General features: G+C 58.3%; 26 protein-coding genes and 1 riboswitch. Of the genes, 12 read left to right on the top strand and 14 right to left on the bottom strand.

Annotated elements, in window-relative coordinates; all coding sequences use genetic code 11:
- Positions 1–49 precede the first annotated feature (49 nt).
- Positions 50–484, bottom strand: coding sequence for a potassium channel family protein (locus G3256_RS08515; RefSeq protein WP_169640412.1), 435 nt, complete (start codon positions 482–484; stop codon positions 50–52).
- A 328-nt stretch (positions 485–812) separates the two neighbouring features.
- Positions 813–1295 (bottom strand): hypothetical protein, encoded by a 483-nt coding sequence (locus tag G3256_RS08510; RefSeq protein WP_169640411.1) that lies wholly within the window; start codon positions 1293–1295, stop codon positions 813–815.
- Between the two features lie 238 nt (positions 1296–1533).
- On the opposite strand from G3256_RS08510, the gene G3256_RS08505 reads away from it, so the two are divergent.
- The gene (locus G3256_RS08505; RefSeq protein ID WP_169640410.1) at positions 1534–3531 is read left to right on the top strand and encodes an ATP-binding protein; all 1998 of its coding nucleotides are present in this window, start codon (positions 1534–1536) and stop codon (positions 3529–3531) included.
- A gap of 240 nt (positions 3532–3771) precedes the next feature.
- On the opposite strand, the gene G3256_RS08500 is transcribed toward G3256_RS08505, so the two are convergent.
- The 6 genes from G3256_RS08500 to G3256_RS08475 form a co-directional block, all read right to left on the bottom strand.
- The gene (locus G3256_RS08500; RefSeq protein ID WP_169640409.1) at positions 3772–4224 is read right to left on the bottom strand and encodes a hypothetical protein; all 453 of its coding nucleotides are present in this window, start codon (positions 4222–4224) and stop codon (positions 3772–3774) included.
- A complete protein-coding gene (locus G3256_RS08495) occupies positions 4224–5489 on the bottom strand; it encodes an agmatinase family protein (protein WP_169640408.1) in 1266 nt (421 codons plus the stop codon). Before G3256_RS08495 ends, G3256_RS08500 begins: the two co-directional genes overlap by 1 nt.
- Complete coding sequence (locus G3256_RS08490; RefSeq protein ID WP_169640407.1) at positions 5470–6237, bottom strand: ATP-binding cassette domain-containing protein; 768 nt, start codon at positions 6235–6237, stop codon at positions 5470–5472. The genes G3256_RS08495 and G3256_RS08490 overlap by 20 nt, the downstream gene beginning before the upstream one ends.
- Entirely contained in the window at positions 6234–7001 is a 768-nt protein-coding gene (locus G3256_RS08485) for an ABC transporter permease (protein WP_343044390.1), read from the bottom strand. Before G3256_RS08485 ends, G3256_RS08490 begins: the two co-directional genes overlap by 4 nt.
- A 57-nt stretch (positions 7002–7058) precedes the next feature.
- Positions 7059–8117 (bottom strand): putative urea ABC transporter substrate-binding protein, encoded by a 1059-nt coding sequence (locus tag G3256_RS08480; RefSeq protein ID WP_169640405.1) that lies wholly within the window; start codon positions 8115–8117, stop codon positions 7059–7061.
- Between the two features lie 93 nt (positions 8118–8210).
- A riboswitch (guanidine-I (ykkC/yxkD leader) is annotated at positions 8211–8314 on the bottom strand.
- A 284-nt stretch (positions 8315–8598) separates the two neighbouring features.
- Positions 8599–11625: an ABC transporter transmembrane domain-containing protein gene (locus tag G3256_RS08475; RefSeq protein WP_169640404.1), complete on the bottom strand. Its 3027-nt coding sequence runs from the start codon at positions 11623–11625 to the stop codon at positions 8599–8601.
- A gap of 254 nt (positions 11626–11879) precedes the next feature.
- Between G3256_RS08475 and G3256_RS08470 the strand changes: the two genes are divergently transcribed.
- Positions 11880–12062 (top strand): hypothetical protein, encoded by a 183-nt coding sequence (locus tag G3256_RS08470; protein ID WP_169640403.1) that lies wholly within the window; start codon positions 11880–11882, stop codon positions 12060–12062.
- A 25-nt stretch (positions 12063–12087) separates the two neighbouring features.
- Here the strand turns inward: G3256_RS08470 and G3256_RS08465 are convergent, their stop codons facing one another.
- The 3 genes from G3256_RS08465 to G3256_RS08455 form a co-directional block, all read right to left on the bottom strand.
- On the bottom strand, positions 12088–12660 hold the full coding sequence (locus tag G3256_RS08465; RefSeq protein ID WP_169640402.1) for a hypothetical protein: 573 nt from the start codon (positions 12658–12660) through the stop codon (positions 12088–12090).
- A gap of 87 nt (positions 12661–12747) precedes the next feature.
- The gene (locus G3256_RS08460; protein ID WP_169640401.1) at positions 12748–13470 is read right to left on the bottom strand and encodes an RlmE family RNA methyltransferase; all 723 of its coding nucleotides are present in this window, start codon (positions 13468–13470) and stop codon (positions 12748–12750) included.
- A complete protein-coding gene (locus tag G3256_RS08455; protein ID WP_169640400.1) occupies positions 13470–14585 on the bottom strand; it encodes a Ppx/GppA phosphatase family protein in 1116 nt (371 codons plus the stop codon). The genes G3256_RS08460 and G3256_RS08455 overlap by 1 nt, the downstream gene beginning before the upstream one ends.
- Positions 14586–14852: 267 nt before the next feature.
- Between G3256_RS08455 and G3256_RS08450 the strand changes: the two genes are divergently transcribed.
- The 10 genes from G3256_RS08450 (at position 14853) to G3256_RS08405 (ending at position 22501) form a co-directional block, all read left to right on the top strand.
- Positions 14853–15149, top strand: coding sequence for a virulence factor (locus G3256_RS08450; RefSeq protein ID WP_169640399.1), 297 nt, complete (start codon positions 14853–14855; stop codon positions 15147–15149).
- A 48-nt stretch (positions 15150–15197) separates the two neighbouring features.
- Positions 15198–16124 carry a methylenetetrahydrofolate reductase gene (locus tag G3256_RS08445; RefSeq protein WP_169640398.1) on the top strand — a complete coding sequence of 309 codons (927 nt, stop codon included), beginning with the start codon at positions 15198–15200 and terminating at the stop codon, positions 16122–16124.
- 16 nt (positions 16125–16140) lie between these two features.
- Positions 16141–17220 (top strand): methyltetrahydrofolate cobalamin methyltransferase, encoded by a 1080-nt coding sequence (locus tag G3256_RS08440; protein WP_169640397.1) that lies wholly within the window; start codon positions 16141–16143, stop codon positions 17218–17220.
- Between the two features lie 248 nt (positions 17221–17468).
- Complete coding sequence (locus G3256_RS08435) at positions 17469–17744, top strand: STAS domain-containing protein (protein ID WP_169640396.1); 276 nt, start codon at positions 17469–17471, stop codon at positions 17742–17744.
- Positions 17741–18106: a response regulator gene (locus G3256_RS08430; RefSeq protein WP_169640395.1), complete on the top strand. Its 366-nt coding sequence runs from the start codon at positions 17741–17743 to the stop codon at positions 18104–18106. Before G3256_RS08435 ends, G3256_RS08430 begins: the two co-directional genes overlap by 4 nt.
- A gap of 10 nt (positions 18107–18116) precedes the next feature.
- Positions 18117–20402: a chemotaxis protein CheA gene (locus tag G3256_RS08425; protein WP_169640394.1), complete on the top strand. Its 2286-nt coding sequence runs from the start codon at positions 18117–18119 to the stop codon at positions 20400–20402.
- Positions 20399–20857 (top strand): chemotaxis protein CheW, encoded by a 459-nt coding sequence (locus G3256_RS08420; protein ID WP_169640393.1) that lies wholly within the window; start codon positions 20399–20401, stop codon positions 20855–20857. Before G3256_RS08425 ends, G3256_RS08420 begins: the two co-directional genes overlap by 4 nt.
- Complete coding sequence (locus G3256_RS08415) at positions 20857–21726, top strand: CheR family methyltransferase (protein ID WP_169640392.1); 870 nt, start codon at positions 20857–20859, stop codon at positions 21724–21726. Before G3256_RS08420 ends, G3256_RS08415 begins: the two co-directional genes overlap by 1 nt.
- Positions 21727–21736: 10 nt before the next feature.
- Positions 21737–22123 (top strand): response regulator, encoded by a 387-nt coding sequence (locus G3256_RS08410; RefSeq protein ID WP_169640391.1) that lies wholly within the window; start codon positions 21737–21739, stop codon positions 22121–22123.
- Complete coding sequence (locus tag G3256_RS08405; RefSeq protein WP_169640390.1) at positions 22124–22501, top strand: hypothetical protein; 378 nt, start codon at positions 22124–22126, stop codon at positions 22499–22501.
- Between the two features lie 259 nt (positions 22502–22760).
- On the opposite strand, the gene G3256_RS08400 is transcribed toward G3256_RS08405, so the two are convergent.
- From G3256_RS08400 to G3256_RS08390, 3 genes are all read right to left on the bottom strand, one after another.
- A complete protein-coding gene (locus G3256_RS08400) occupies positions 22761–23282 on the bottom strand; it encodes a chemotaxis protein CheD (RefSeq protein WP_169640389.1) in 522 nt (173 codons plus the stop codon).
- Complete coding sequence (gene cheB / locus G3256_RS08395; protein WP_246227857.1) at positions 23279–24406, bottom strand: chemotaxis-specific protein-glutamate methyltransferase CheB; 1128 nt, start codon at positions 24404–24406, stop codon at positions 23279–23281. Before cheB ends, G3256_RS08400 begins: the two co-directional genes overlap by 4 nt.
- Positions 24407–24511: 105 nt before the next feature.
- Positions 24512–25657 carry an acyl-CoA dehydrogenase family protein gene (locus G3256_RS08390; RefSeq protein ID WP_169640388.1) on the bottom strand — a complete coding sequence of 382 codons (1146 nt, stop codon included), beginning with the start codon at positions 25655–25657 and terminating at the stop codon, positions 24512–24514.
- Positions 25658–25694: the final 37 nt, after the last annotated feature.

Below are 25694 nucleotides of genomic sequence, written 5' to 3'. Positions count from 1 at the left end.
TCCGAAGCTGCTGCCAACCCGGTCGGCCGCCTGGTTGCCTGAAGCCCGTTCAGTCGCGCAGATTGCGCTGGACCCGCCGAACGTGACGCAGCGTATCGGTCAGCATTGCGGTCATCAGCCCGAACATCATAAAACCGTTCGCCCCCGTCATGCCGCCGAGCAGCCGCTGGTCACGGGGCACAACGACATCGCCGAGACCCAGCGTTGTATAGGCAACAAGGGAATAATAAACCGCTTCCTCCAGAGAGCTGAACACCAGCATATACACAAAGGTTGCGGCCCATAACCAGACGCCCAGCGTCATCATGGCCATGGTCGCGAGCACCGCCATAAAGACTACAATAAGCGACTTTGCCGGCATCGGCGGGCGCCGCAACCAGGGTTCCATCCACAACAGGGCTTCGTTGAGAACCCACCACACCAGGGCCGCCCCGATAAGCGAGACAAGCGTGATTGCCGAGCCAAGCAGCAGCTGTGCGAACATTATCTGCCCATCCTTTTCATCGTGTTTCCGGTTCTGTCCGGGACATAAACTACTGCGCCGCGTTCGGAATGGAAACGGCCCGATTGTCCGTAGCCGGACCTGTCTGATGAAGCGCGCGCGCGATCTGATTATGAGGGGGTTAACGGTCGCGCTGTCCGGTTGCATCGCGGGGCCGGCGCCTCTGAGAAAGGCCTGCGGGTAAAGAAGACGGACCTGTGGTATGCGGCCCTGCACCTGCCACGCGGGCCCTCGTCAGTCGCCTGCTGCGAGGCGCTAACCTGCCGCCGCCGGAAACCAAACCGGTCAACGCATAAGCAGTTATAAACTCTTACCTTCGCCTGCGCGCCAGCATGTGCGCCCGTGCAATCAGAACGATCCAGACAGGCAACAGCACCGGCCATCCGATAACGGCCAGCGGAAAGACCAGCGCCCCTGCCCCGATCGCCACAATATCCCGGGTCTGATAGCCGTCGGATAACAGATCCGGCGCAAGACCGATGGCGCTTCCCAGCAAGCCCGCGAATGTCGCTACCAGAACGCCAGCCGTCATCGCCAGACACCAGCCAGTGATGCCCTGCCTGCCAAATAGCCCCGCCAGAACATACCCGGCGACGGCGCCACCGATACCCATGGCAACAGCATACCGGACAATCAGTCCCAGCGGCAGTTCTGACCAGTTCGCCGCGGCAAGTTCGCCGATATCTTCAAAGACCAGTGCAAGAAACAGCAACATGCTGGCCAGAGCCAGTGTGAGGATCACCTGCCGCTTTAACCGCTTCGAAGCGGTGCCATCTTTTGTCTGATTTTCCATACGCACAGGAATGCTCGCAAAAATATTAATTTCTGGCAAGATTTTATGGTGTGCCCGTGGCCGTGGCGCGATGTCCGGAAACGCAGGGATACCGCATTATCGCCGGCATGGGCCTGAGATGCCCGGGCCCGGCCTGCGTCTCTATGATTAAAAATGGCCGGAACCGGCCCCTGCGCCTTTACTTTTGATTCACCCGCACCTGCGTACCCTTCCTGCTGTGAAACGAACGGGTCGGAAAATGATCACAAGGCTTACCCTGCTGGCCCGGCTGCTGTGCCTTGCGATTGCAGTCGCACTGTCTGTGCAACCGGCAGCGTCAGATCAGCCGGTAATCCGGATGGCTTACGAAGAGTTCAATCCCTATTCCTTCACGAATTCTGACGGAAACGCGCGTGGATTTTCAATTGACCTGATGCGCAGACTGGCAGGTGCAGCCGGATACCGGCTGGAATTTATTCCTTCACCCAATCCGGCCGAAAGCCTGCGAATGATCGGCTCTGGTGAGGCGGATGTAAGCTCCCTTCTCGCGATGACAGAAGAGCGTCTTGCACTTGGCCTGCCGACTGATGTGCTCGGCGCATTTGAGCTGCTGGCCTTCGTGCGGGACAAAGGCGGTGTGCAGACAGTAGCAGATCTTTCCGGCAAAAAGATCGGCGTGGTTGCGGGCAGCTTTACCGTGACCGGCGCACAGCAGATCCCCTTTGCCAGGATCGTTGAATTTGATCAGGGGGATCAGATGATCGTGGCTCTTCTTGCCGGCGACGTGGACGCGGTCGTCTCCCCGGGCGACAGTTTCCGGAAAAGGCTGCGACAGGCGGACGTCGAACAGTTCACACGGGCGCTCAGGCCTGCTCTTATTTCGCGGCCTTCCGGGTTTTTCACAGCTCTTGACCGGCCCGGACTTCAGAAGGCGCTGAACGACGCGATCGCCGTAGAAATCACGCCGCGCGAGCTCACAGTTCTGAACGCGCTGTGGTTCGGTCGCCCTAAAACGCTGACAGACTACCCCCTGTTCTGGTGGGCGATCGCCGTTGCCGGATCTGTAACACTCGCTCTGGGCATTCTTGCCGCAAGCCGTCAGCGGCACAAAAACGACAGCTTGCGCCTGCGCGCACAGAACGAGGCCGGCGAACTCCTTGTGGCAGCACTTGATGAAGTCGGAGCAGCGATTGTCATCTATGACGCAGATCTGCGCGCGGTACACTGGAGTTGCGGCTTCACCCGGATTTTTCCGGAAACCAGGGATCTGCTTGAAGCAGGTACAGACATGCGCACTATCGTTTCTGTCACCACCGGTCTCATACAGGAAACCGGACAGGATCAGGAAAATGCTCTGGAATTTGCAGACAAGATCGTGGCGTCCATCTCCGCCGGACAGCTTGATGCGCGGACCGTTCTCACCGGGACCCAAAGGGTTTTCGAGGCCAGCGAGTTTCCCTTGGGACGGCATCATTACGCCTCACTCAGGGTGGATGTCACCCGGCTGCAGAAACAGCAGGACATGATCCGCGACCAGGCCGAACAGCTGAAGGATTCAAACGATCGGCTGCGGACCTTTGCCGCCATCGCGGCCCATGACCTGAATGCACCACTCATTCAGCTGAGGATGCTGATGCAGTTCATCACCGATGATCTCGAAGAGAACAGCCAGACTGTTCCGGAAGTCATTCAGGGACACTGGGATCTGATGGGCACGCTCTCTCACCGCATGTCGCGGCTCATCAATGACCTTCTGCGCTATGCCGACGATACCGCCTCTGATCTTCCGGTCGAGCGCGCAGATCTGAATGAGTTGCGCGCCAGTGTACTGGAACTGGTGTACCGCAGGCCGGGTATAAACATCTGTTTTGACGACACAGAGCAGGAAATTTATGCCAATGTAACGGCTCTTCAGGCCGTGTTGCGCAATCTGATCTCAAACTCCGGAAAATACCACGACCAGGAGACAGGAACGATCAGTGTGGAATTCACCCCGCGCGGCTCCGGCATCGAAGTCATTGTGACCGATGACGGCCCCGGAATTCCCGAAAGTGCGCGCGAAACGGTTTTTGAGCCCTTCAAGAGGCTCTCCGCGAGCGAGGAAGGGACCGGGCTTGGCCTCGCTTTTGCCAAACGGACAGTCGAACGATGGGGCGGCACGATCGAAATTTCAGGCGCAGAGCCAAGGGGATGCAGGGTCTCCTTCACCATCCCCCAGCCTGCGACAAAAACCGAAAAGCTGAGGATTGCCGGCTGAGCCTTCCGGCGCGGACCAGTCGGTCCTTCCGACCGGCGTTGATCAAACGCGCAGGCAGGACGGAGTCGCTTTCTGTTCAGTTCTGCGACGAAGGAATAAACGCAGGAAAAACAGGCACAGTACACTCCTGCGCGGACGACCCGCCCTCAAGCGCGGGTTTCACGGCCGCAGACGTGGCCTGGATTACCCATCACACACCGGCCCCCAGGTGCAATGCATCGCCATCCGCCTTAACAAACCTCAGTCCGGCCCCGCCTTACCTGCTATGAACGCGCGCAGATCCACAGTATCCTTGGCTTTCAGCGAGACATACACAAAACCCATATTAGTGCGCTCGGTTACCATTTCGCCAGGATACGGCAGATAGCTGAGTTCTGAAGATCCAAATGAGGGCGAAGCCGTGCCCACCTGCCATTCAGTACTAAGATGCACGTCCACCAGTTTGAGCGACGGGCCGCCCGCTTTATCGGCCAGCTCCAGAGGCACCCCGGCAATGCGCAGGTAGGCCATTTTGTCTTTCGCAGCCACAAAACCGTCAATGAACTGGTTCGTCAGGATCTGCAGGTCAGCGGCCTCATCGTGATCATGCATATGCGAATGCAGGTGCTCAGCGTCCGCATGATTGTGGCCGGTCGCGGGGTGGTCGTGATGATGGTGGCTGTGCGCGTCGTTCGGATGGTGATCATGCGGCATTATTCGCTCCTCGCCCTGGTGGACCAGCGCTTGCCGTGGGTCTCTTCGGAATAGTCTCCCATCGGCAGGCTGACCGGTTTATCGATATGTTTGCGATGCGCGCCCATCCTGCCGTTGGACACAAGCGATCCCAGCACATCAACAATGACGCGTGTTCCCATCAATGCTGTTATCTCGGACTGGTCGTAAGGGGGAGAAACCTCAACAAGCTCCATCCCGCAGATCCCCTCAGCCGCCACTTTGGATGCCAGCGCAAGGGCCTCGCGTGGCAGGAACCCACCCGGCTCCGGCCAGCCGGTCCCGGGCACGAAGCCGCAGTCAATACTGTCGATGTCAAATGACATATAGACCATATCAACCCCGTCCCAGGCCATCTCCAGTGCCATCTCAGCAGTTTTGTCGATACCCATCTTTTCCATATCGCCCATGGTGATGATGTTCGTCTCGCGCTCACGGGCAACTTTGACTGCCTCGCGCGGCACCTGCCAGCCGCCGATCCCGACCTGCACCAGGTTCTTTGCCGGCACATTCGGAAGGTTTGTCGAGTGAAACCAAGGCGTTGTATGCATTCGTTCATCCAGATCCTTTTCCTGAATGTCCGCGTGACGATCAAAATGCACGATGCCGATTTTCTTGGAAGTGCACTCGGCAATACCCCGCACGCAGGGAAAGCCGATGGAATGATCCCCGCCGATGATTATCGGCATGGAACCGGAGGAGAAAACATGGCTCACGGCCCTGCTGATCTGATCAAAGGTCTTTTCGATATTGCCGGGAATGGTGAAGATATCACCCGCGTCACACAGGCTCATCTCTTCCCGCAGATCAACGCCGATCTCATAATTGTACGGCGTGTAAAGCGCCGATATTTTCCGCACCCCCTGCGGGCCGAACCGTGTACCCGGCCGGTACGTCGTGCCCCCGTCAAATGGCGCGCCCAGAACGGTGGCGTCGTAATTGCCGACCTCCGTCACATCTTCGGTATAGGGCGCTTTGAGGAATGTGTTGATCCCCGCGTAATGAGGCAGTTCGCCGCGCGCGAATGTCGGGATCGAACGGTCCTCAATGGTATCGGCGGCCGTCAGCCCCATCCGCAGCGCCCAGGCTTTCTCCTTTTCCCATTCTCCCTCGGGAATATCTGCCTCCTTGCGCATCGCTTTCCAGCCCATGAGTTTGGACAGATCCGGATGATGCCGTCGTTTCTCATCGCGGATGTGATCGGCAGGGTGATGGCTGCGCGATTGGTCAGCGGGGCTTAAAAACATGGGTGTCCTCCTCAAGGCGTTGATAGGGGATGCCGCCATCGCGGGCATCAAAATCGTAAGTTATCGTAGCACCATAGGCTTCCGGTTCCTGCGGATCCCAGCGCGGTTTATCAAACACCAGCACACGGTCGCCCAGTTTGAAACCCTCTTCAAGATCATGGGTCACCATGAAGACAGTCATGCCGGTCTCTGCACGCAGTTCCAGTAAAAAGGCGTGCATCGCCAGCCTTGTGCCCGGATCAAGCGCACCAAAGGGTTCATCGAGAAGCAATATGCGCGGGCGCGCTGCCATCGCCTGTGCGATGGCCAGGCGTTGCTGCATGCCGCCGGAAAGCGACGCCGGATACTGGTCCGCAACATGCCCGAGACCGATACGCTCAAGGGTTTTTGCAGCGGCGTCATGCGCCGCTTTCCTGGCCGCGCCGTTCAGCCATCCGAACCGGGTCTGAAAAGCCGTGGCCGCCACGATGTTGTCGCGCACCGACATATGCGGGAATACCGAATAGCGCTGAAAGACGATACCACGGTTTCGCGACGGCTCGCCGGTAAGCGGCATCCCGTCCACGTGGATTGTCCCGCGGCTTGGCTGTTCTTCATCGAGCAGCATCCGCAGGAACGTCGACTTGCCACAGCCTGAGGCACCAACCAGCGAGATGAACTCGCCCTCTGCAACCTCAAGCGAAACGGCTTCGAGAACCGGTCTGCGCCCGTAGGATTTGAAAACGCCGGAGACACTGACAAAACTCACAGGCTGTCCTCGCCTGCCCAGGGGAAGAGCCGTTGCGAAAGGCGGCGCAGAGCAAAATCAAAGAGAAACGCAAGCAGGGTAATCCAGATGACATAGGTGAGGATCACGTCCATCGCGAGATACCGGCGGACCAGAAAGATGCGGTAGCCAAGCCCGCCATCTGCGGCAATCGCCTCTGATGCAATCAGAAAGAGCCAGGCGGGCCCGAGTGAAAGGCGCACCGACTGGATGAGGCGCGGCATGACGAGCGGCAGTGCCACGCGCAGCGCTATCACAGTGCTCGATGCACCGAGCGTCTGCGCTTTGACGAAAAGCTCCGAAGGGATATCCAGAACCCGCTGCGACAGATCCCGGATCAGAAAGGGGGTGATACCGATGACCACCAGCGCTAATTTGCTTACCTCGCCAAGTCCGAAAACGATAAACAGAATGGGTAAAACCGCGAGCGGCGGGACCATCGAGAGCACCGACACGAACCCCGATGCGGCAGCACGTACATAGGGAAATAGACCGATCGCAAGACCGGTGATGAGCCCGGTCACAGCAGCGATGGCCACCCCGAGGCCCAGCCGCTGCAACGACGCGAATGTGTCTTTCCAGAAGAGTATCTCGCCCGACCGACGGTCAGCAGTGGTTATCAGCCGCCCGGCCGTCTCAGCGATTTTCGACGGCGCAGGCAGCAGTTTGTCCTGTGGATTATCGGCCAGACGGGCCTCGGATCCGAGCGCGTAGGCGATAAAGAGAGCCGCGAACGGCAGCAGCATCAGACAGAATGCTGCTGCCCGGCCCGGAGTTCGGTTAATCCAGCGCATGACAAAGGCTCAGAGCGCGCCGTCCGCAGCCATCTGCATGTAGGTCGTATCGAAACGGAACTTAACGTTGGCGGCGTCCCCGGTTGTGGAGCCGTCAGGGTATGCGACGCCGACGAAATCAGCCGATGGCGCGCCCTCACCCAGTATGCCCTTGTCAAAAAGGAACTCCGCAACGCTGACCATCGTGTCAGGCAGTTCGCCACTTTCGGTGAAGGTAACGGCAGCTGCCGGGTCATAAAACATCTCAGTGCTGTCGAGCTGCGCTTTATAGCCCGCAAGATCTGTACCAGACGCCTCTGCCATCGCTGTCAGTGCTTCTTCATCGCCGGCGGCCATCAGGGCCATGGTTTCATACCAGGCACCTGCCAGTGCTTTGCCAAAGGCCGGGTTCGCCTCCAGCGTTTCAGTATTCACAACCATCAGATCGATGATCTCGCCGGGGATGTCTGAGCTGTCAAAGAGCTTGTTGGCACCAGGTTCTTCCATAATGGCCGACACCAGCGGGTTCCATGTGACCACGGCCTGAACGTCATCGGTGGTATATGCCGCGATCATATCGGCGTCCGACGTGTTGATCACACCGTCAAGGTCGCGCTCTGCGAGCCCCACGGAATCAAGCGCGCGGGCCAGCAGGTAGTGCGACACAGACAGCTCAACAAGGTTCACCGGTTTGCCGGCCAGCGACGTCAGATCGCCTTCGCCTTTCAGGATTACCGCGTCGTTACCATCGGAATAGTCACCAACGATCAGAGCGGTCGTGTCCACACCGCCGCCCGACGGGATGCTCAGCGTGTCCATATTTGTAGCCGAGACGCCGTCAAAGGCACCGGCCGTATACTGGTTGATGGATTCGACATAATCGTTGATCTGCACGATCTCGACATCGATGCCGTATTTTTCAGCCCATTTGTCCATGATGCCGCTGTCTTCCATGTAACCCCATGGCATCCAGCCCACATAAATCGACCAGGCAACTCGGAAGTCGGTTTTTTCCTGCGCTGTCGCGGGTGCCCCGGCAAGCGTCGTAGCGGCAAGGAAAGAAAGGATCAGTTTTGAAGGCCTGCCCATTGATAATACTCCTTTTTCAGGTTCTGTCGGAATAGTATCGATATGGCCGTCGACAGAACTGCAGGTGAGAGACATGACCAGATCGGAACATTGCTCTCCCGGGATTTTCCCCCGCCGTGTACTGCTGCAGAATTTGCTGGAGCAGCGGAAACTCTCGGACCTGACCCGCAGGCGGCGGAACCCTAGTTTCCTTGTTCTGGCCGCTACTCTGCCTTAACCGGTCGTCAGGCGAATGTGTTAACGCATACCTGGCGCCAAACCCGCGTGGCGTGATTAATTTTTGCGCGCAGACGACGCGATCTGTTTAATAATAAGGCGCTTTGCCGAAAGCCAGCTTGGGGGGCCATCAAAGGATCCACGGGCATGCACCGCATTTGTCCACCTCCGGAGCACCCCCGCAGGTGGCCAGCAAGCAAAAAATTGTCAGAGGCATATGGGCACACTCCGCCCGGTGATGGTTTGTCCGGCTGTATACTGCAGTTCAGGAGGTATAGCCGGCCACGACCTGAAGCAGCTTGAAGGACGTTGCCGCATCGTTTTCCACAACCGCCAGAAACTCCTCTGCACCAAGACGCAGGGCCTCAATGTCAGAACTTGCCCGCATGGTCAGCGCCCTTGGCACGTTGCGGATCAGACCAAGCTCACCAACCAGCCGGCCAGGTCCGACCTCGGCGACAAGCACCTCGCCGTCCTTACCGTCAGGATTATAAAGCCCGGCCTGCCCGGAGAGGATCATGTAAGCCCCGTCCCCGGGGTCGTCGTCTTTGGAAAAGATCACTTCGCCCGGGTGCGCCGAATACCATTTGGATCCGAAGGCCAGCAGGCGCAGCTGTTTGCGGCTGAGCCCGGAGAACATATCCGTGGCTTCAAGCGCGCGTACCTTTCGCATCAGATCAGCACTCGCGGCGGAGTCGTCAATGACTTCATCCACGGCGGCATCGGACACAAGGCGCCCCTGCACGACCTCTAAATAGATGTCAAAGGGATCGGCACTCTCGAAGGTTTCATTGATGTAGATGATCGTCGTGTCCGGCAGCAGTTTTCGCAGGTTGTTATGAAGACCGATGCGCACGCTCTGATCATAGCTGTTAAGCGCCTGTTCCAAAATAAGAATATCCGGTCGTTTTACGGCAGCACGGAAAAGCGCGAGCGGTTCGGCGAAAATCGCCGGCAGATCGCCGCCGCCGAGCCCCAGTTTCAGATCATAGATCAGTTCGATGACCCGGGGCCGCAGACCCTCGGCCTCCAGAACACCGGAGACAATCCTGCGCAGCTCATCTCCGCGCGAACCGGCTGTCTCTGACACCTTTCCGTAGAGCGCATTTTCCAGAACCGACAGGCCCGGCGCGATACGGTCCTCGCTCAGCGGGGCAAACAGATCGCTCAATGCATCACGCATCTCCCGGGTCAAACGCGAGCGCCCCTCAAGTACCTGGTGACGCAGCTCTTCGGGAAAGGCCCGCCCGATCTGTTCGGCCGAGATCTGAGACGGCAGCGACATAAGCAGCGCTTTGTCAGCCTCATTGAGGTCACGGCCCGGATCTGCGCGCCTTGCCCGGACAACCTGAACGGATTTTTCGTACAGAACAGGGTCCAGTCCCAGTTTGCGGAAAAGCGGGTGTTCGGTGCCGTCCGTTCCGAAAATCTGATTCAGCAGTTCGGTCACCTCGCAGGAAAGCTCGAGCAGGCTCTCATCAAGTCCAAGCCGCTCCAGAACCGCGAAAAGTTCACTGTGCCGGCTCAGTTCGTGCTGGCTCATCGGGCGGCGCAGGGTTGCAAAAAAGAGATTCCCGGCAACCGGTAGCGCCGGGTTATAGGCGTCAGGATCAAACCGGAAGACATGCCGTTCCAGACCTGCCTCCTGAACGGCCGCACGTACTTTCGGACGCACCGCGACCAGACCGCGCGCCAGCGGTGTATCTTCCTGCGGGTCCATAATCTGATCAAGTGAACGGCGAAAAAGCGGCCCACCGGTGCCCATGGCATCCACCAGCGTCAGCCACCAGTCCCGCAGCTCCTGTTCGGACTTTATGCCGGCAAGCCCCGGATCGAGCCAGCTCGCCCCGAACGGATCAGCACTGTTACCGGCCGCCAGCGCTTCGCGCAGCAGATCCGCATCGGCAGGGCTGTCGGTGTCCCGGGGCGCCGGAGACAGCCCCATCATCACGTTTTCGCCGAAGGAGCCCTGAAACAACACCGGGCGCGAACTGGCGTGACCGATCCGGGCGGCAATCGTGACCTGGTGCATGTCCGAAAGATCCTGCCCGGCAATTGTCACCCGGCCGTTCTGGGGGATCACCTCGCGGGTCAGAACATCTGTCAGGGCGTGCCTGTCCTCTTCGCTGGCGGCAGCGATCGCGATGACCTGACCCGCCGGAAACTGCGCCGATATATTATCCAGAATAATGTTCCCATCACCGTCCGCGACGCTCACGTCGGAAAGCTCGATCTGTCCGTTCAGATGCGGGATGTCATCCGGCCGGCCTGTCATCAGCTCTTCCCGGACCTCGCCCGAAGGCGAGAATTTCTCAGCTACGGTTTCCCAGCGCAGGCTCATATCCTGGGCCTGATTGTAATAGGTCAGAAGCTCTTTCCACGGCGAACTGAGGTCTTTGTAGGCGGCGAGGGCTGCGACCAGCGCACCCAGAGATACCGCGCCCTGGATCACCAGATAGCCGCCTGCCGCAAAGAAAAAGAAGGGCGTCAGCTGGGTAATGAAGTTGTTGATGAACTTCATGAAGAACTTTTTCTGGTATATCTGAAAGCGGATGCGATACACGGCGCCCAGACGGTCTGTCACCATTGCAAGCCGGTAACGCCAGCCGCCGTGGGTGCGAAGTTCACTGGCGCCCGATGCGCTTTCTCCGATCATTGAGGCGAGCAGGCGCACCTCTTTGATACGCTCTTTGTTCATAAGGTTGATCTGCCTCTGCAGGCGCGGAATGAGCCAGGCCTGCAACGGGATCAGTGCAATCGCGGCAAGCCCGAACCAGACGCTCTGCATGAACAGAAAGAACAGAATGGTCAGCATCTGCCCGGCCTGCAGCACCGGCTGTGTCAGCGCGTCACCCATTATCCCGCCCATCGGCTCTGTTTCGCCGGTGATCATCGCCACCAGCTCGCCCTGCGAGGTGCGCCGGAAATAGGGCTTGGGAAAGCGCAGCAGGCGCGCAATAAGATCAAACCGCAGACGCCGCAGCATACGCTCAGACAGCACACCCTTCATCGTATTGATGCGCATCTTCAGCAGGCCGTGACACAGGACCGCAAGCAGAAACGCCCCGCAGAGCAGCCACAGAAAGGTGACCTGGCTGAGATTCACTCCCAGAACAGATACCGTCGCATTCTGTGCGCCGATCGCATCGTTGATGATGCGTTTGGGCAGCTCCAGGGTCAGAAACAGGAACGGGAACAGCGTGCACGTGAAAACAAGCAACACGAGCTGATCACGCCTGGAATATTTCCAGATGAACTGAAACAGCGACTTTTCGATCCTGCGCACCCCCATGCGAAGCAGGGTTACCCCCTTCCCTTGTAGAAGTGCGCAGGCCCGGCAGCAAAGGATTTTCGCTACATTTCACATGTTTTCCGTGATTTGCCGGTTTCTGTGACCGCCGCCGGACAGGCCACCAGAGGTGCCGGCGCCGCGACGGGCCGCGCCTGATCTACCTGCGGTTAGTGCCCGCCGAATGTCATGCAACTGCCCGATGCATGCCACAGTCATCTGTCAGGTCGGTTGCCGGGGACAAAGGAGACACGCACATGTATTCTGCACACCGTGCACCGCTGCCGCGCCACGGCCGCCTTTTTGAACTGATCCGCCAGAAGAACCAGGCGGACACAACTGTCGCACGTGTGGGCGGTTATGACATCCGCCGGGTCTCACCTGAAGAGGTGATGCAGTTGCAGCAGGCTGCCGCAAGATCGCTGCAGGCGCGAACCTGATCCGCACCCGCAACAGCATTAAGGTTCAGAAGAACGCCTCGGCATTGAGGCCGATGGTCATCGCTCCGACAACTTCGCCCGATGCAGGGTCTGTCAGCGAAACCGATACCTGCCCCTGATAGGACTGCGAACTTTCGTCGAATTCTACCGCATCAACGAAAACAGCACCGGAACCCGCACCATAGGTTCTGGCGTGCTTATCCTCGTCGCCCTGCCAGTAGTCAGATGTGACATCGCTTGCACCAACATTCAGGCCGGCCGCATCCATCACAAAAATCTCGGTGATGCGCCCTCCTGATGCCTCAACTTTTTCTTTCAGGAAGGCGGAGAGATCGCGCCCCATCACTTCGCTGATCAGCGGCTGGTCGGACTGTCCGACCTGCGCGCGCCAGGCGGTATCCCATTCAAGGATCTGTGCCTCGCTGGCACCCGCGGTTTGCTGGTTCTGCTTATTGATGGCGGCGATGACATTGGCATCATGCGCCCAGGTCATGATGTCGGATTCGACGAAAGCCCGCATCGCGGGCGGGGCATCTGCGGCCTGCAGAAGGCTGGCGGCCACGACCAGTGGAGCAGACAGACGGATTGTACGAAACATACTCGGGTCCTTTGATATCTGGCCCGCCGGCGTGGCGCGGCCACTGGCCATACCTACGCAGATGTCACTTAAAGTTTGGTAAAGCGGTCAGTTCTCCGCCCGAAAGCCTGTCGCCACAACGAATTTTTCCGAACTGTCCTGACGCGAGGCCGGCGGTTTTATGTTGGCAACCTTCGAGAATCGTTGTTTCAGCAGCTTTTGCAGCTCCCCTTCGGCGCCACCGGCGAGTACTTTGGCAACGAAGGTGCCTCCCTCCTCCAGCACGTCAAAGGCGAAATACGCCGCCGCCTCGCACAGTGCGATGATCCGCAGATGGTCAGTCTGTTTATGACCCGAGCTCGAAGCGGCCATGTCAGACATGACCACATCCGCTTTGCCGCCCAGCCATTCGCGCACCTGCGCATCGGCGTCATCGGCCATGAAATCGAGCTGGTAGAGCGTGCTGCCCGCGATAGGCTCCATTTCCTGCAGATCGATACCCAGAACCGTGCCGACAGCTTTGCCCTGTCTCTCGCCAAGCGCATTCACCCGCTTGACCGCCACCTGACACCAACCCCCCGGCGCACAGCCCAGATCAACCACTCGCGCACCGGGCACCAGAAAACGGTATTTCTCATCAAGCTCCAGGATCTTGTAGGCCGCCCTGCCCCGGTAACCCTCTGCACGGGCGCGTTTGACGTATGGGTCATTGAGCTGCCGCTGCAGCCAGCGGGTGGAGCTGAGCTTGCGCCCGCGCGCGGATTTTACTTTGACCTTCAGTTCGCGCTGACCGCGTCCGGAAGTATTCTTGCCTGAGGGTGTTTTCGCCATCACAGGGCTCCGTCATCAAGCACGCCATCCGCACTCATCTGCGCATATAGCAGACCCTCGCGCAGACCGCGATCCGCCACCGACAGGCGGTCCGTAGGCCAGCAGCGCATCAGCGCCTGCAGAATGGCCGCTCCCGACATAATCAACGCGTGCCGGTCCTGCCCGATGCGCGGATCGGCCCGGCGCCCGGCAGGCCCCAGCGCGAGGTAAGAGCGGATCACCCGGTCGATCTGATCGGTGGTCATGTGCAGCCCGTCCACCTTGGTGCGGTCATAGCGTTTCAGGCCAAGATGGCTCGCCGCGACCGTAGTCACCGTGCCCGATGTTCCGACAATCTGAAACTTCTCATGCGGTCGCGTATCGTGGTAAGGTGTGAAATCCGACAGGTTCTCTTCGAAAAACCAGCTCATCAGAGCAAAGCGCGCGGCATCATCATCCACATCGTTGAACTGATCGCGCAGGGTGGCCACCCCGAGCGGAACCGAGATCCAGTCCACCACCCGCGCAGCCGGTGCCCCGGCAGCATCATATTTGAACCCCTGGTGCAGGCGCATGATTGATTGCGGACGGTCACTGCGCGGCACATCCGACAGATCGATCCACACCAGTTCGGTCGAGCCCCCACCGATGTCGACAACCAGCAGGTTCTCGGTATTACGGCTCACCAGCGGCGCACAGGAGACAACGGCCAGGCGTGCTTCTTCCTGAGGCTCGATGATATCGAGGTGCAGACCGGTTTCATTCATCACGCGGCGCAGAAAATCATCCGCATTGCGCGCCCGCCTGCAGGCTTCGGTTGCGACAAGCCGCATCCGGTCCACGTTATTGCGCTTGAGTTTCTGCTGACAGATGCGAAGTGCCTGAATGGTACGCGACATCGATCCGTGCGACAGGCGCCCGGACTTCTCCAGCCCCGCGCCGAGCTGCACGGATTTGGAGAAACTGTCCACCACATGAAAACCGCTGCCTCTCGGCTGGGCGATCAGCATGCGACAGCTGTTTGTACCAAGGTCGAGGGCGGCATAAAGCTCACCTGACCGTGGCGGAACCGGCGCGGGGCTCAGAGCCGTCAGTTTGTCGAGCGCGCCCGCACCTGTGGGACGCTTTGGCGCCATCTTCTGCGCCTTTCATATCGGGTTGCGCTCAACCTAGACACTGGCGCGCGCCAGCGCAAGCGGGGGCGTGGTCCTGGCTGTCGCCTCATATGACAAATCCGCACAATCATCATGACAAATCTGAGACTGCGGAGGCCTCGCCGCGCGCGCTGCGCTGTGTCATACCGGGGGCCACGTCGCGGAACGCGTCCTTTCTGTCGAAAACCGGCACTGAGGATCGTGTGGCACCCGTTAGACAGTTGCGAAGGACATGCGAGGAATCAGTCTATGCCTGAGGTCACAATCGTTTACTGGCGCGATATCCCCGCTCAGGTGATCGTGGGCAAGGGACGACGTGGCTCCAAACGTCCGCTGCCTGAACGCTTCGAGCAGGCGATTGACCGCGCTGCAATGAAGGTTGGCGCAGAGGACACCGATGCGTATCTCGCGGAATGGCGCAAAGCCGGCAGCTATGAGGTTGAGGGCGATCCCGACGCGGTCGCCGACGCCGAAGCTGCCCGGATCGATGCGGAATATGACAGGACCCGCATTAAAGCACTGATTGATAACGACGGCTGGGCCTGAGCGCTGCCGCCCCTCTTCGACACACTGTTCCCCGGAAAGGATCGCCTGATGGCCCTTCTGAATTTCAAACGCAAAGAGACTGCGATGCCCGACGGAGTAAGCCCTGAAACAGAGGCTTTTCTGCAGGATTATTCAATCGAAGTGATGCCCCGAACGGCCGAAAAGGTCGAAAACTTCCGCGATCTTCTGCCTGCCGGCACCCGCGTCTATATCGCGCATATAGAAGGCACACCGATTGAAGAGATGGTTGCTACCGCCGCACGCCTGAATGCGGACGGCTTTCCGGTAATGCCACATTTCCCGGCGCGCATCATCAAAGACCGCGCGACGCTTGCCGACTGGATTGCCCGGTATCAGGGGGAGGCGGATGTGAAACAGGCACTGCTGCTCGCAGGCGGTGTAACCACCCCGCACGGCGACTTCGACAGCTCCATGCAGCTGATGGAAACCGGCCTCTTTGACGCGGCAGGCTTTACCCGTCTGCACGTTGCAGGCCACCCCGAAGGCAACCGCGACATCGACGCGGACGGCTCAATGACCAATGTCTCCGCCGCGTTGAAATGGAAAAACGACTTTCAGACCCGTACCGATGCGAAAATGGCGATTGCCACGCAGTTCGCCTTTGACGCAAAACCGATCATCCGCTGGGCGGATGCGCTCAAAGCAGATGGCATCACCCTGCCCGTCCATATCGGGATCGCCGGCCCTGCCAAACTGCAGACGCTGATTAAATTTGCCATCGCCTGCGGTGTCGGCCCCTCGCTTAAAGTGCTGCAGAAACGCGCGATGGATGTGACCAAGCTGTTGCTGCCCTATGAACCCACGGACGTGATCCGCGATCTGGCTGCGCATAAGGCCGCCAGTCCGGAGTTCAACATTACAAACGTGCACTTCTTTCCGCTGGGTGGCATCAGGACAAATGCCACCTGGGCCATCGAAAACGGCGGCAGCGCCGCTGTTCCGGCCAACGCCTGATCCAAGGACTTACTGAATGACACGAACAATCGTCGAATCCAAAACCCGCACCGCCGTCATCGGCTTTGACCAGCCGTTCTGCGTGATCGGGGAGCGGATCAACCCGACAGGGCGCAAGAAACTGGCCCTGGAGCTTGAAGCCGGCGATTTCTCAACCGTCGAAGCGGATGCCATCGCTCAGGTGGCCGCAGGCGCGACAGTGCTCGATATCAACTCGGGCGCCGTTTTCACCAATAAAATGGCCGAAGACACCCGCTATGCCGATAACAACTTTGTCGAGCCGCCTTTGATGAAAGCGCTGATCGAGCGGGTTCAGACCATTGTGGATGTGCCGCTGTGCATTGACAGCTCTGTGCCCGGCGCGCTGCAATCGGGGCTTGAGGCCTGTGAGGGCCGCCCGCTTCTGAACTCGGTGACCGGCGAGGAAGAGCGTCTTGAGCTCGTTCTGCCACTGGTGAAAAAGTTCAACGTGCCGGTGGTGGCGATCTCCAACGACGATACCGGTATTTCCGAAGACCCGGATGTGCGTTTTGCCGTGGCGAAAAAGATCGTCGAGCGAGCGGCGGATTTCGGCATCCCCGCGCATGATATCGTCGTGGACCCCCTGGTAATGCCAATTGGCGCGATGGCAACTGCCGGGCATCAGGTGTTCACACTGGTACGGCGTCTGCGCGAAGAGCTGGGCGTGAACACGACCTGCGGCGCGTCCAACATTTCCTTTGGCCTGCCAAACCGGCACGGGATCAACAACGCGTTCCTGCCGATGGCGATGGAGGCGGGTATGACATCCGCGATCATGAACCCCGTCGCCCTGCCGGTGAATGCGGCAAGGATTGAGGCTAAAAAACAGGAGCTTGCTGCCGCAGGGATCATCGTTCCGGACGAAATGGATGATGAGATTTTCTGCCAGTTGACAGGTCTGGGCTCGACGAAGCCGCGCCCGGGCCGCGAGATGGAAGCCATTCGCGCGGCCAATTTCCTGACCAACAATGACCCGCATGGCGGGGCCTGGATTGAGTTCAACAAAGAACCCCCCAAACCCGGGCAGGAAGGGCGCGGCCGTGCCGGTCGGACCGGCGGTCGTCGCAGACGCTGAAACAGACCGGGCCGTCCGAAGGGCCGATGTAAGTGTTTTGAGAAAACGGAGCCTCACAGGGCTCCGTTTTGCATTTCACAGTCTCTTTTTTCCGGACAGAGCGACCGTGACCGCTCCCCGTCCAAAGAAATCACAGGCGGGTAACCGAAGTTTAACGGAGTGCGCCCTACAACCGTCGCTGTCCGACTGATCAGCCGATGTGGAGGAATCAATGCGTCTGGAAAATACCTTTCATCGCGGAGGAACCGATGAGTGACCCCCTCGTACCGGATGCCAGGCTTGATCTTTCCGCAGCAGCGGGACTGGCCACTGCTCTGCGGGAACGCACGGAACCCGAAGTGATCGTCGATCTCTCAGAGGTACGCCATCTCGGGGCACTGTGCCTGCAGATTCTGATTGCAGCCGCAACCGCCGCACGAAAAGACGGCCGGTCGCTGTCACTGATCAACGCTTCTGACCGCGTGATCGACCAGTTGCGCGTCATGGGCATGACACCCGAAACAATCGCCGGAGGTCGCATATGACACTCGAAATACTCGCAGTGGATGACAGCCGCACGATGCGGGACATGATCCGGCTGGCGCTGCTGCCGGCTGGTTTTAACGTGCATACTGCGGATGATGGTGTGCACGGCATCGAAGTACTCAGCGGGATCACTCCCGATGCGATTATCACCGACATCAACATGCCGCGTATGGACGGGTTCGGTTTCATTGATGCGGTCCGCGGACAGGAAGAGCATCGCGCAACGCCCATCCTTGTTCTGACCACCGAAGCCGCGCCTGAGCTCAAGGCCCGTGCACGTCACGCAGGGGCGACCGGCTGGATCGTAAAGCCGTTCGATCCGTCAAAGCTGATCAAGGCTTTGCAGATGGTTGCTGGCTGAGGAGAACGTTATGTCTGATGCAAATGATCCGATGGCGGAAATCAGGGCTTCATTCTTTATAGAATGCGAGGAACTGCTTGAAGCATTGCAGGACGGACTGCAGCTGCTTTATGACGGAGCCGACGACACCGAGACCATCAATGTGGTTTTTCGCGCAGTCCATTCGATAAAAGGCGGCGCCGGGGCTTTCGGCCTGGAAGCACTTGTACGCTTTGCACATCGTTTCGAAACCGTCCTTGATGAGATACGGTCTGAGCGCATGTCCGCTGGCGCCGATGCTCTGAAGGTATTCTTCCAGTGTGCCGACCACCTCTCTGACCTTGTCCGCATCAGTCGGGATGCTGGAGACCTGCCGGATGAGAAGACGGCAGAGCTTCTTGGTGAACTCGATAAACTTTTGGGTGAAGAAGGGGCCAGCGCCCATGATGAGCCGGAACCTGAGGAGGATATCGAATTCCAGCCTGCCATACTCTCGCTGGATCTTGATCTTGGAGGCGAAGACGACACGCCGGAGCTGGCGATCGCTGATCTGCCGGATCTTCCTCCCATCGCCAGCACCAATCGGTTCCGCATCCTGTTCCGGCCTGCAAATGAACTCTTTGAAACTGGCAATGAGCCGTTTCACATGCTGCGCGCTCTGGATGAGTTGGGAGAGTGTGACGTCATCTGTCAACTTGAGCGCCTTCCTGACTTTGCAGACCTGAACCCCGAACATTCCTTCTTATCATGGACCATTGAGCTGTCGACCGAAGCGGATGCGGCCGAGATTGAAGCGGCCTTTGAATTTGTGGAAGGCCTTTGCACCCTTGAAGTCGAAGCGATCAGGCAACCGGAGGAAATCTCAGCAGAGCTTTCTCAGGAAATGCCTGAGACCGGAATCGAGGTTGTACAGAGCACGCAGGAAGTGCCGTTGCCTGATGCCGCAACGAATGTTCAGGAGGCGCGCCCGGGTGTGCCCCGGAACGAACAGCCAGCCACCGAAACACTCCCGGAACCCGAACCGGATGCGCCGGCTGCAGAAGTGCCGGCCACAAAAACCCCGGAGCAGAAGCCCCCCGCGAAAACAAACGCTCCTGCAGCAGCCAAATCGGTCGTGCGCGTCGATCTCGACCGCATTGAACGTCTCGTAAATCTCGTGGGCGAGCTTGTCATCAATCAGGCAATGCTGTCGCAAAGCCTTGAGTCGTCGGGTTTATCTCCTCATTCCGATGCCATGAACGGGCTCGAAGAGTTTCAGCGCCTGACGCGAGACATCCAGGACAGCGTCATGATGATCCGGGCGCAGCCGGTAAAGTCACTTTTTCAGAGAATGTCACGGATTGTCCGGGAATCCTCTTCCATGGTCGACAAAGACGTGCGCCTGCATACGGAAGGCGAAAACACCGAGGTAGACAAGACAGTTATCGAGCGGCTGGCCGACCCTCTCACCCATATGATCCGCAATGCCGTCGATCACGGGCTCGAGACAACCGAGAAACGGCTCGCCGCCGGCAAACCCAGGCAGGGCAGAGTTAATCTGACAGCGGCTCATCGTTCCGGCCGCGTCGTAATCGATGTCTCTGATGATGGCGGCGGTATAAACCGGGAAAAAGTACTGCAGATTGCAATCGACAAAGGGCTTGTTCCTGCCGATGTGTCTTTTTCTGACACCGAGATCGATAACCTGCTTTTTCTGCCAGGCTTTTCAACTGCCTCTGTCGTGTCTGATCTGTCGGGTCGCGGCGTCGGGATGGACGTGGTCCGAACCGCAATCCAGGCGCTTGGCGGCCGGATAACAATCTCTTCGGTTCCCGGCGTCGGGACCACATTCTCCATCTCGCTGCCCCTCACTCTCGCTGTCCTTGACGGGATGGTAGTGCAGGTTGCTGATGAAACGCTGGTACTGCCGCTCAATGTCGTGATTGAGACCCTCACTCTCGGCAAGGGAGATGTCGAAATGGTCAGGCCCGGTGCACATGTGGTCAGGGTGCGCAGCGGTTTCGTACCGCTGTTCGATCTTGGTGAAGAACTTGGCTATCGGTCACCGATCAGCGAGTACGAAGGCAGCGTAGTGCTCCTGATCGCCCACGAAGACGGTAGTCACGCCGCCCTGATCATCGACAGCATTCTTGACCAGCGTCAGGTTGTAATCAAAGGACTGGATGACAGCTTCTTCCGCGCACCCGGCATCGCCGCAGCCACCATTCTCGGAGACGGGCAAATCGCATTAATCCTCGACACCTCCGACATTATTTCCAATGCAATCGGTGCAACAGGGACAGGAGCGTCCCCCTCTCTGACAGGAATTCCGGCATGAGCGAAAAAGAAACGGTTAAATCCATAGAGCTTCTGACTTTTCAGCTGGCGGACCAGGAATATTCGCTTGATATCATGTCGGTCCGCGAAATCAGAGGCTGGACCAGAACCACTCCTCTGCCCCATGCGCCGAGCTACATGAAGGGTGTGATTAACCTGCGTGGAACAGTTCTGCCGGTTATGGACCTGTCAGAAAGGCTTGGTCTGCGGGCCCGCGAACAAACGGATCGCAACGTGATAATTGTGGTCAGCCATGACGATATGCTGACTGGTCTCCTGGTCGATGCTGTGTCCGACATCATCGCTCTTACCGAAGACGACCTGCAACCGCCTCCCGAAATGCAATCCGGTCAGGGTCCCGGTGTGGTCAGCGCATTGACACTCATTGATGAGCGCATGATACGCGTACTTGAGCTCAGTTCCGTCGTGGCATCGGTCCAGAGCACGGCTGCGTGATGTCAGATTTTCAATCAGAACAGGCGCTCGACGCGGAGAATTTTCAGGCCATTGCTGAACTGGCTTACCAGGAAAGCGGTTTGCGTCTTCTGGCCGAAAAAAAGTCCATGATCCAGTCACGTTTGCGCAAAAGACTGAAAGTGCTAGGGTACTCGGATTTTTCGCGATACGCGCGTCATGTCTGCTCAGACGCCGGCCGTGAAGAACGTCGCTATATGATATCAGCGCTGACAACAAACGTTTCGCATTTCTTCAGAGAAATCCATCACTTTGAGTATCTGAAGGCGGAAATTGCTCCGGCCCTGATTTCGGCTCTGAACGCAGGGAAACGGGTAAGGATCTGGTCAGCGGGCTGCTCCAATGGTCAGGAAGCCTACTCACTTGCGATGCTTTTCTCTGAATTGTTTCCCACAGTTTTCGAGAGTGATTTTAGGATACTGGCGACCGATATTGACCCGAACGTTGTCGCATTTGCAAGGACCGCAGAGTACCCGGAACGATTGATCAACGGAGTTCCATCCGTGATGCTGAGCAAATATTTCCGCAAAGCCTCAGGCAGTTCTGAAGTTCTTTACACGGTGGATTCGAAAATCGCCCGACTCGTCACGTTTCGCGAACTGAACCTGCTGTCAGACTGGCCCATGAGGCAGCAGTTCGACGTAATTTTTTGCCGGAACGTCGTCATCTATTTCGATTCTGAAACACAGGACACCTTATGGCCCAGGTTTCACAGCGTTTTGAAACCGGATGGTTTGTTGTTCCTCGGGCACTCGGAACGAATATCACAACCTGAGCAGACAGGATTTCAGAACTGCGGACCGACCACATACCGGTCGGCAGGGATCACCCGGAATACGCCTGGATATTGAGGAAGAAATTATGTCTTTACGCGATCAGATCAGGATCATGGTTGTTGATGATATGTCGACCAGCAGGGGGTTGATAACCCAGGCATTGGATGCTTTTGGAGTGCGAAATGTTTCGACGGCAGAGAATGGTATGGATGCGCTGAAAACCCTTGCGACGCATCCTGTTCATCTGGTGATCTCCGATTACAATATGCCGGAAATGGACGGTTTGCAGCTGTTGCACCATTTGCGGGCCACACCAAAAACCAAGGGTGTCGGTTTCATTCTTATCACAGGTCGTGCCGAACAGCAGATCGTTGACCACGGTAAAAAACTGGGAATGAATAATTACCTGAAGAAACCGTTCGAGCAGGCGGGACTAAGAAACTGCATCGAAGCCGTCGTCGGGCGTCTTTGAATGACAGAACCCTGCTCGGAAGGTGAAACGGTCGGAAAGATTCTTGCGCGGGTTTCGGGGCACCTGGATGCACTGGCAGCACAGGTCTTCACGATAGAACAGGCGGTCGGAGCAACGGTCTTACGATCCGGGAACACCTCCGGCGCGACGATAACTGAAATCCAGGGCCTTGATTTCCTGCGACAGTCGCTGGAGGATATGGCTCTCTTGATGCATTTGCTGAACAAGCGGGAACAGGCGCAGAACTCCGGGGACTCCGATCTCCAGAGGATCGCTCAAAGGCTGAAACTCAACTCCACGCAAAAATTGCTGAGCAGTGAAGTTTGTCAAAATCGTCAGATCGAGACCGAAACATCCGGTGAGCTTGATCTGTTTTGAAGGCGGAGCGCTGAGCTCATCGTTCCCATGGTGTGCCGGAATTTTCGCGAATCAATTGAGGCCTCACTTGCATTGCAAGCGGGAGTCCGAAACTCCCATTCGCTAAATACGTGGCAGGCGGGAGCGAAAACGTCTGACGCGGCTGGATCGGAACCGCCAGGCTCTTTTTGCAAAGCTTATGAAACTACATGAACGGGCGAAGCCAGGGCCGATGGTAATTCTGAGCCAGTGTCGGACGCTGTCCGCAAGTTCAGTACTTTTAAAAAAGCTCGAGATCGTTGCCGGTGTTTTCCGGAGCGCGCACCTGAGCCGGTGTTTCCTCCGGGGCATCTTCACGAACTTTCTGAAGCACACGGCCCGACGCCGGCCAGAACATCAGATGCCGGGCGGATGACCCGCCAAGCGAATGACCCTCACAGGTGATGCCTTCCTGTCGCAGAAAATCGAGCGTGAAATCACTGTTCAGCCGACCAATGTCGCTGAGGCCTGAAACCATCCGCGAGCCGCCAAAGGCTTTTGCGCGCAGCCTGTCCCGCCTGCCGCCGAGCTTGAGAATATCATTGATCAGCAGTTCCATCGCATTGATCCCTGCGAGATTGCAAAACCCCTTTTTTGCCGTACTGACGGTCAGCAGCATATGGTTCATGCCGCCTGCACCAGCCACCGGGTCCCACAGACAGCACGACACACAGGATCCAAGTATTGTGCTGATCACAAGGTCAGGGTCGGTGCCCGAACCTCGTTCACCCTGGGTGATGTGAACTCTGTTCGCAGATCTCATGTCCTGGCATTCCCCGACGGTCGCAGGGAGCGCGCGGTGCGACGTCGGGTATCGCGCATTTCCGGACCGATTTTATCCAGCGGCAGTTCGCGTTGAACTGCACCGATCGCATATGCCGCTCGCGGCATGCCATAGACAACGCAGGTGCCCTCGTTCTGGCCTATTGTCCGCGCGCCGGCGCGCGAAAGCTCCAGCAGTCCGTTCGCCCCGTCCCTGCCAAGCCCGGTAAGCAGTGACGCCGTTACATTCCCGGCCTCGCTCACTGCAGACATAAAGAGTACATCGACAGAGGGACAATGAAGAGCGGGCGGATCATTGGGCAGAAAGCGGCACATCCATCCGCCGTTTTTACGATAAATTCCGGTGTGTTGCCCGTCGCCCGGCGCCAGAACGATATCACCTCTTTCCAGTATATGGTTTTCGCGGGCGAGATATACGTTCTGTGGCAACTGCCTGTTGAGCCGCTCAGAGAAGCTGACGAGAAAATTGCCTGGCATGTGCTGTACGATAACGACGGGCGGCCCGGCAGGATCCAGCATTGGCAGAACGGTTTCAAGGGCTGCCACCCCCCCGGTCGACGCGCCGATCAGAAAAACCGATCCGCGGCGGCAGATACGACCTCCGGCCCCGAAAACGGCCGGAGCAGATGTGCGCACAGGCACGGCTGCCTCCGGACGTTTCGTACGTGCCGGACGCGTGCAGGCCGCGTGATAGACACGATCACAGATGTCGCTCGTAAGCTCGTCTCCATAATCGCCGGTCGGCTTGACCATACAATCGACGGCACCGCGGGAAAGCGCCTGAACCGCGGCGTCACTGCCGGCACTTGTCAGACCCGACATCATCACAACCGGGGTCGGTCGGGCGCGCATCAGCCGTGTCAGAAACTCAAGCCCGCTCATTCCCGGCATCTCGATATCGAGCGTAATCACGTCCACCGGGTTACCGCGCAGAAAGTCACGGGCGGCGACCGCATCGGCTGCTTCCCCGGCGATTACCAGACGCGGATCAGAGGACAGAACAGCGCAGAGCCAGGCCCGCAAAACCCGTGAATCGTCGACAATGAGCACCCGTCTGGGCGGCTTATCAGACATCATATCGGCGGCACTCGGTACTGAAATCACATGGCTATCCGGTCAGGGGTCACAAATACGAGGCGCGCGAAACCGCGCAGTGTCTTTATGACCCCAACAGGTAAACCGCCGCTTAACCGGCTGCGAGATCTGCGCTCAGCCGCGCGCCGCCAGCAGCTGCCGCGAGATAATAACCCGCATGATTTCGTTTGTGCCTTCAAGGATCTGGTGCACACGCAGATCCCGCACAATTTTCTCGACCCCGTAATCGGCCAGGTAGCCATAGCCGCCGTGCAGCTGCAGCGCGTCATTGGCAACATCAAAGGCGGCATCGGTCACAAACACTTTGGCCATCGCACAGTTCTTAGTGGCATCGGCCGTTCCGGCGTCCAGTTTCCAGGCAGCCTGACGCAGGAAAATCCGGGCCGCCTGCAGGCGCACTTCCATATCTGCGAGTTTGAACTGCAGTGCCTGAAACTGATCGATCGACCGCCCGAAGGCCTTGCGCTCACCGGTATAGGCAAGGGCTGCATTCAGCGCCGCCTGTGCGCCGCCCAAAGCGGAAGCCGCAATATTCAGGCGCCCGCCGTCAAGCCCCGACATCGCATAGGCGAAACCGCGCCCCTCCTCGCCCACGAGATTCTCCGCAGGCACCCGGCAGTCGTCGAACTGAACCTGTGCCGTGGGTTGCGCGCGCCAGCCCATTTTCTGCTCCGGTCCGCCAAAGCTCAGACCATCCGTTCCCGCCTCAACCAGCATGGCCGAAATACCCTTCGGGCCGTCATCGCCGGTGCGGACCATGCTGAGATAAACATCCGAATAGTTGCCTCCGGAAATGAAGGCCTTGGTTCCGGTCAGACTGTATCCTTCATTGGTCCGCGCGGCGCGTGTGCGCAGTGCTGATGCGTCAGAACCCGATCCGGGTTCGGTCAGACAGTAAGAGAAAATCTTTTCCATCGCACAGAGTTTCGGCAGCCAGGCTGATTTCATTTCCTCCGAGCCGTAGGTATCGATCATCCCGCCACACATATTGTGGATCGACAGGAAAGAGCCCACCGACGGGCAGGCCATTGCAAGCGCCTCGAAAACCAGCGTGGCATCCAGACGGCTCAGCCCGGATCCGCCGTATTCTTCAGAGACATAGATACCGGCAAGACCAAGTTCAGCCACCCGGGGCCAAAGATCTTTGGGGATCGTACCCTGCGCTTCCCAGTCGCGCGCGAAAGGTGCGATATGCTCCTGACCAAAGGCATATGCCATGTCAAAAATGGCGCTCTGTTCTTCGCTGAGTGCAAAATCCATGGGGCCTCCGGTGGCTGTTGGTGTCGCGATCAGGTTC

It is taken from the genome of Roseobacter ponti, assembly GCF_012932215.1.
Lineage (GTDB): Bacteria > Pseudomonadota > Alphaproteobacteria > Rhodobacterales > Rhodobacteraceae > Roseobacter > Roseobacter ponti.
Note: the sequence above shows the minus strand (reverse complement) of the source record. Positions and strands in the feature narration are given on the sequence as shown.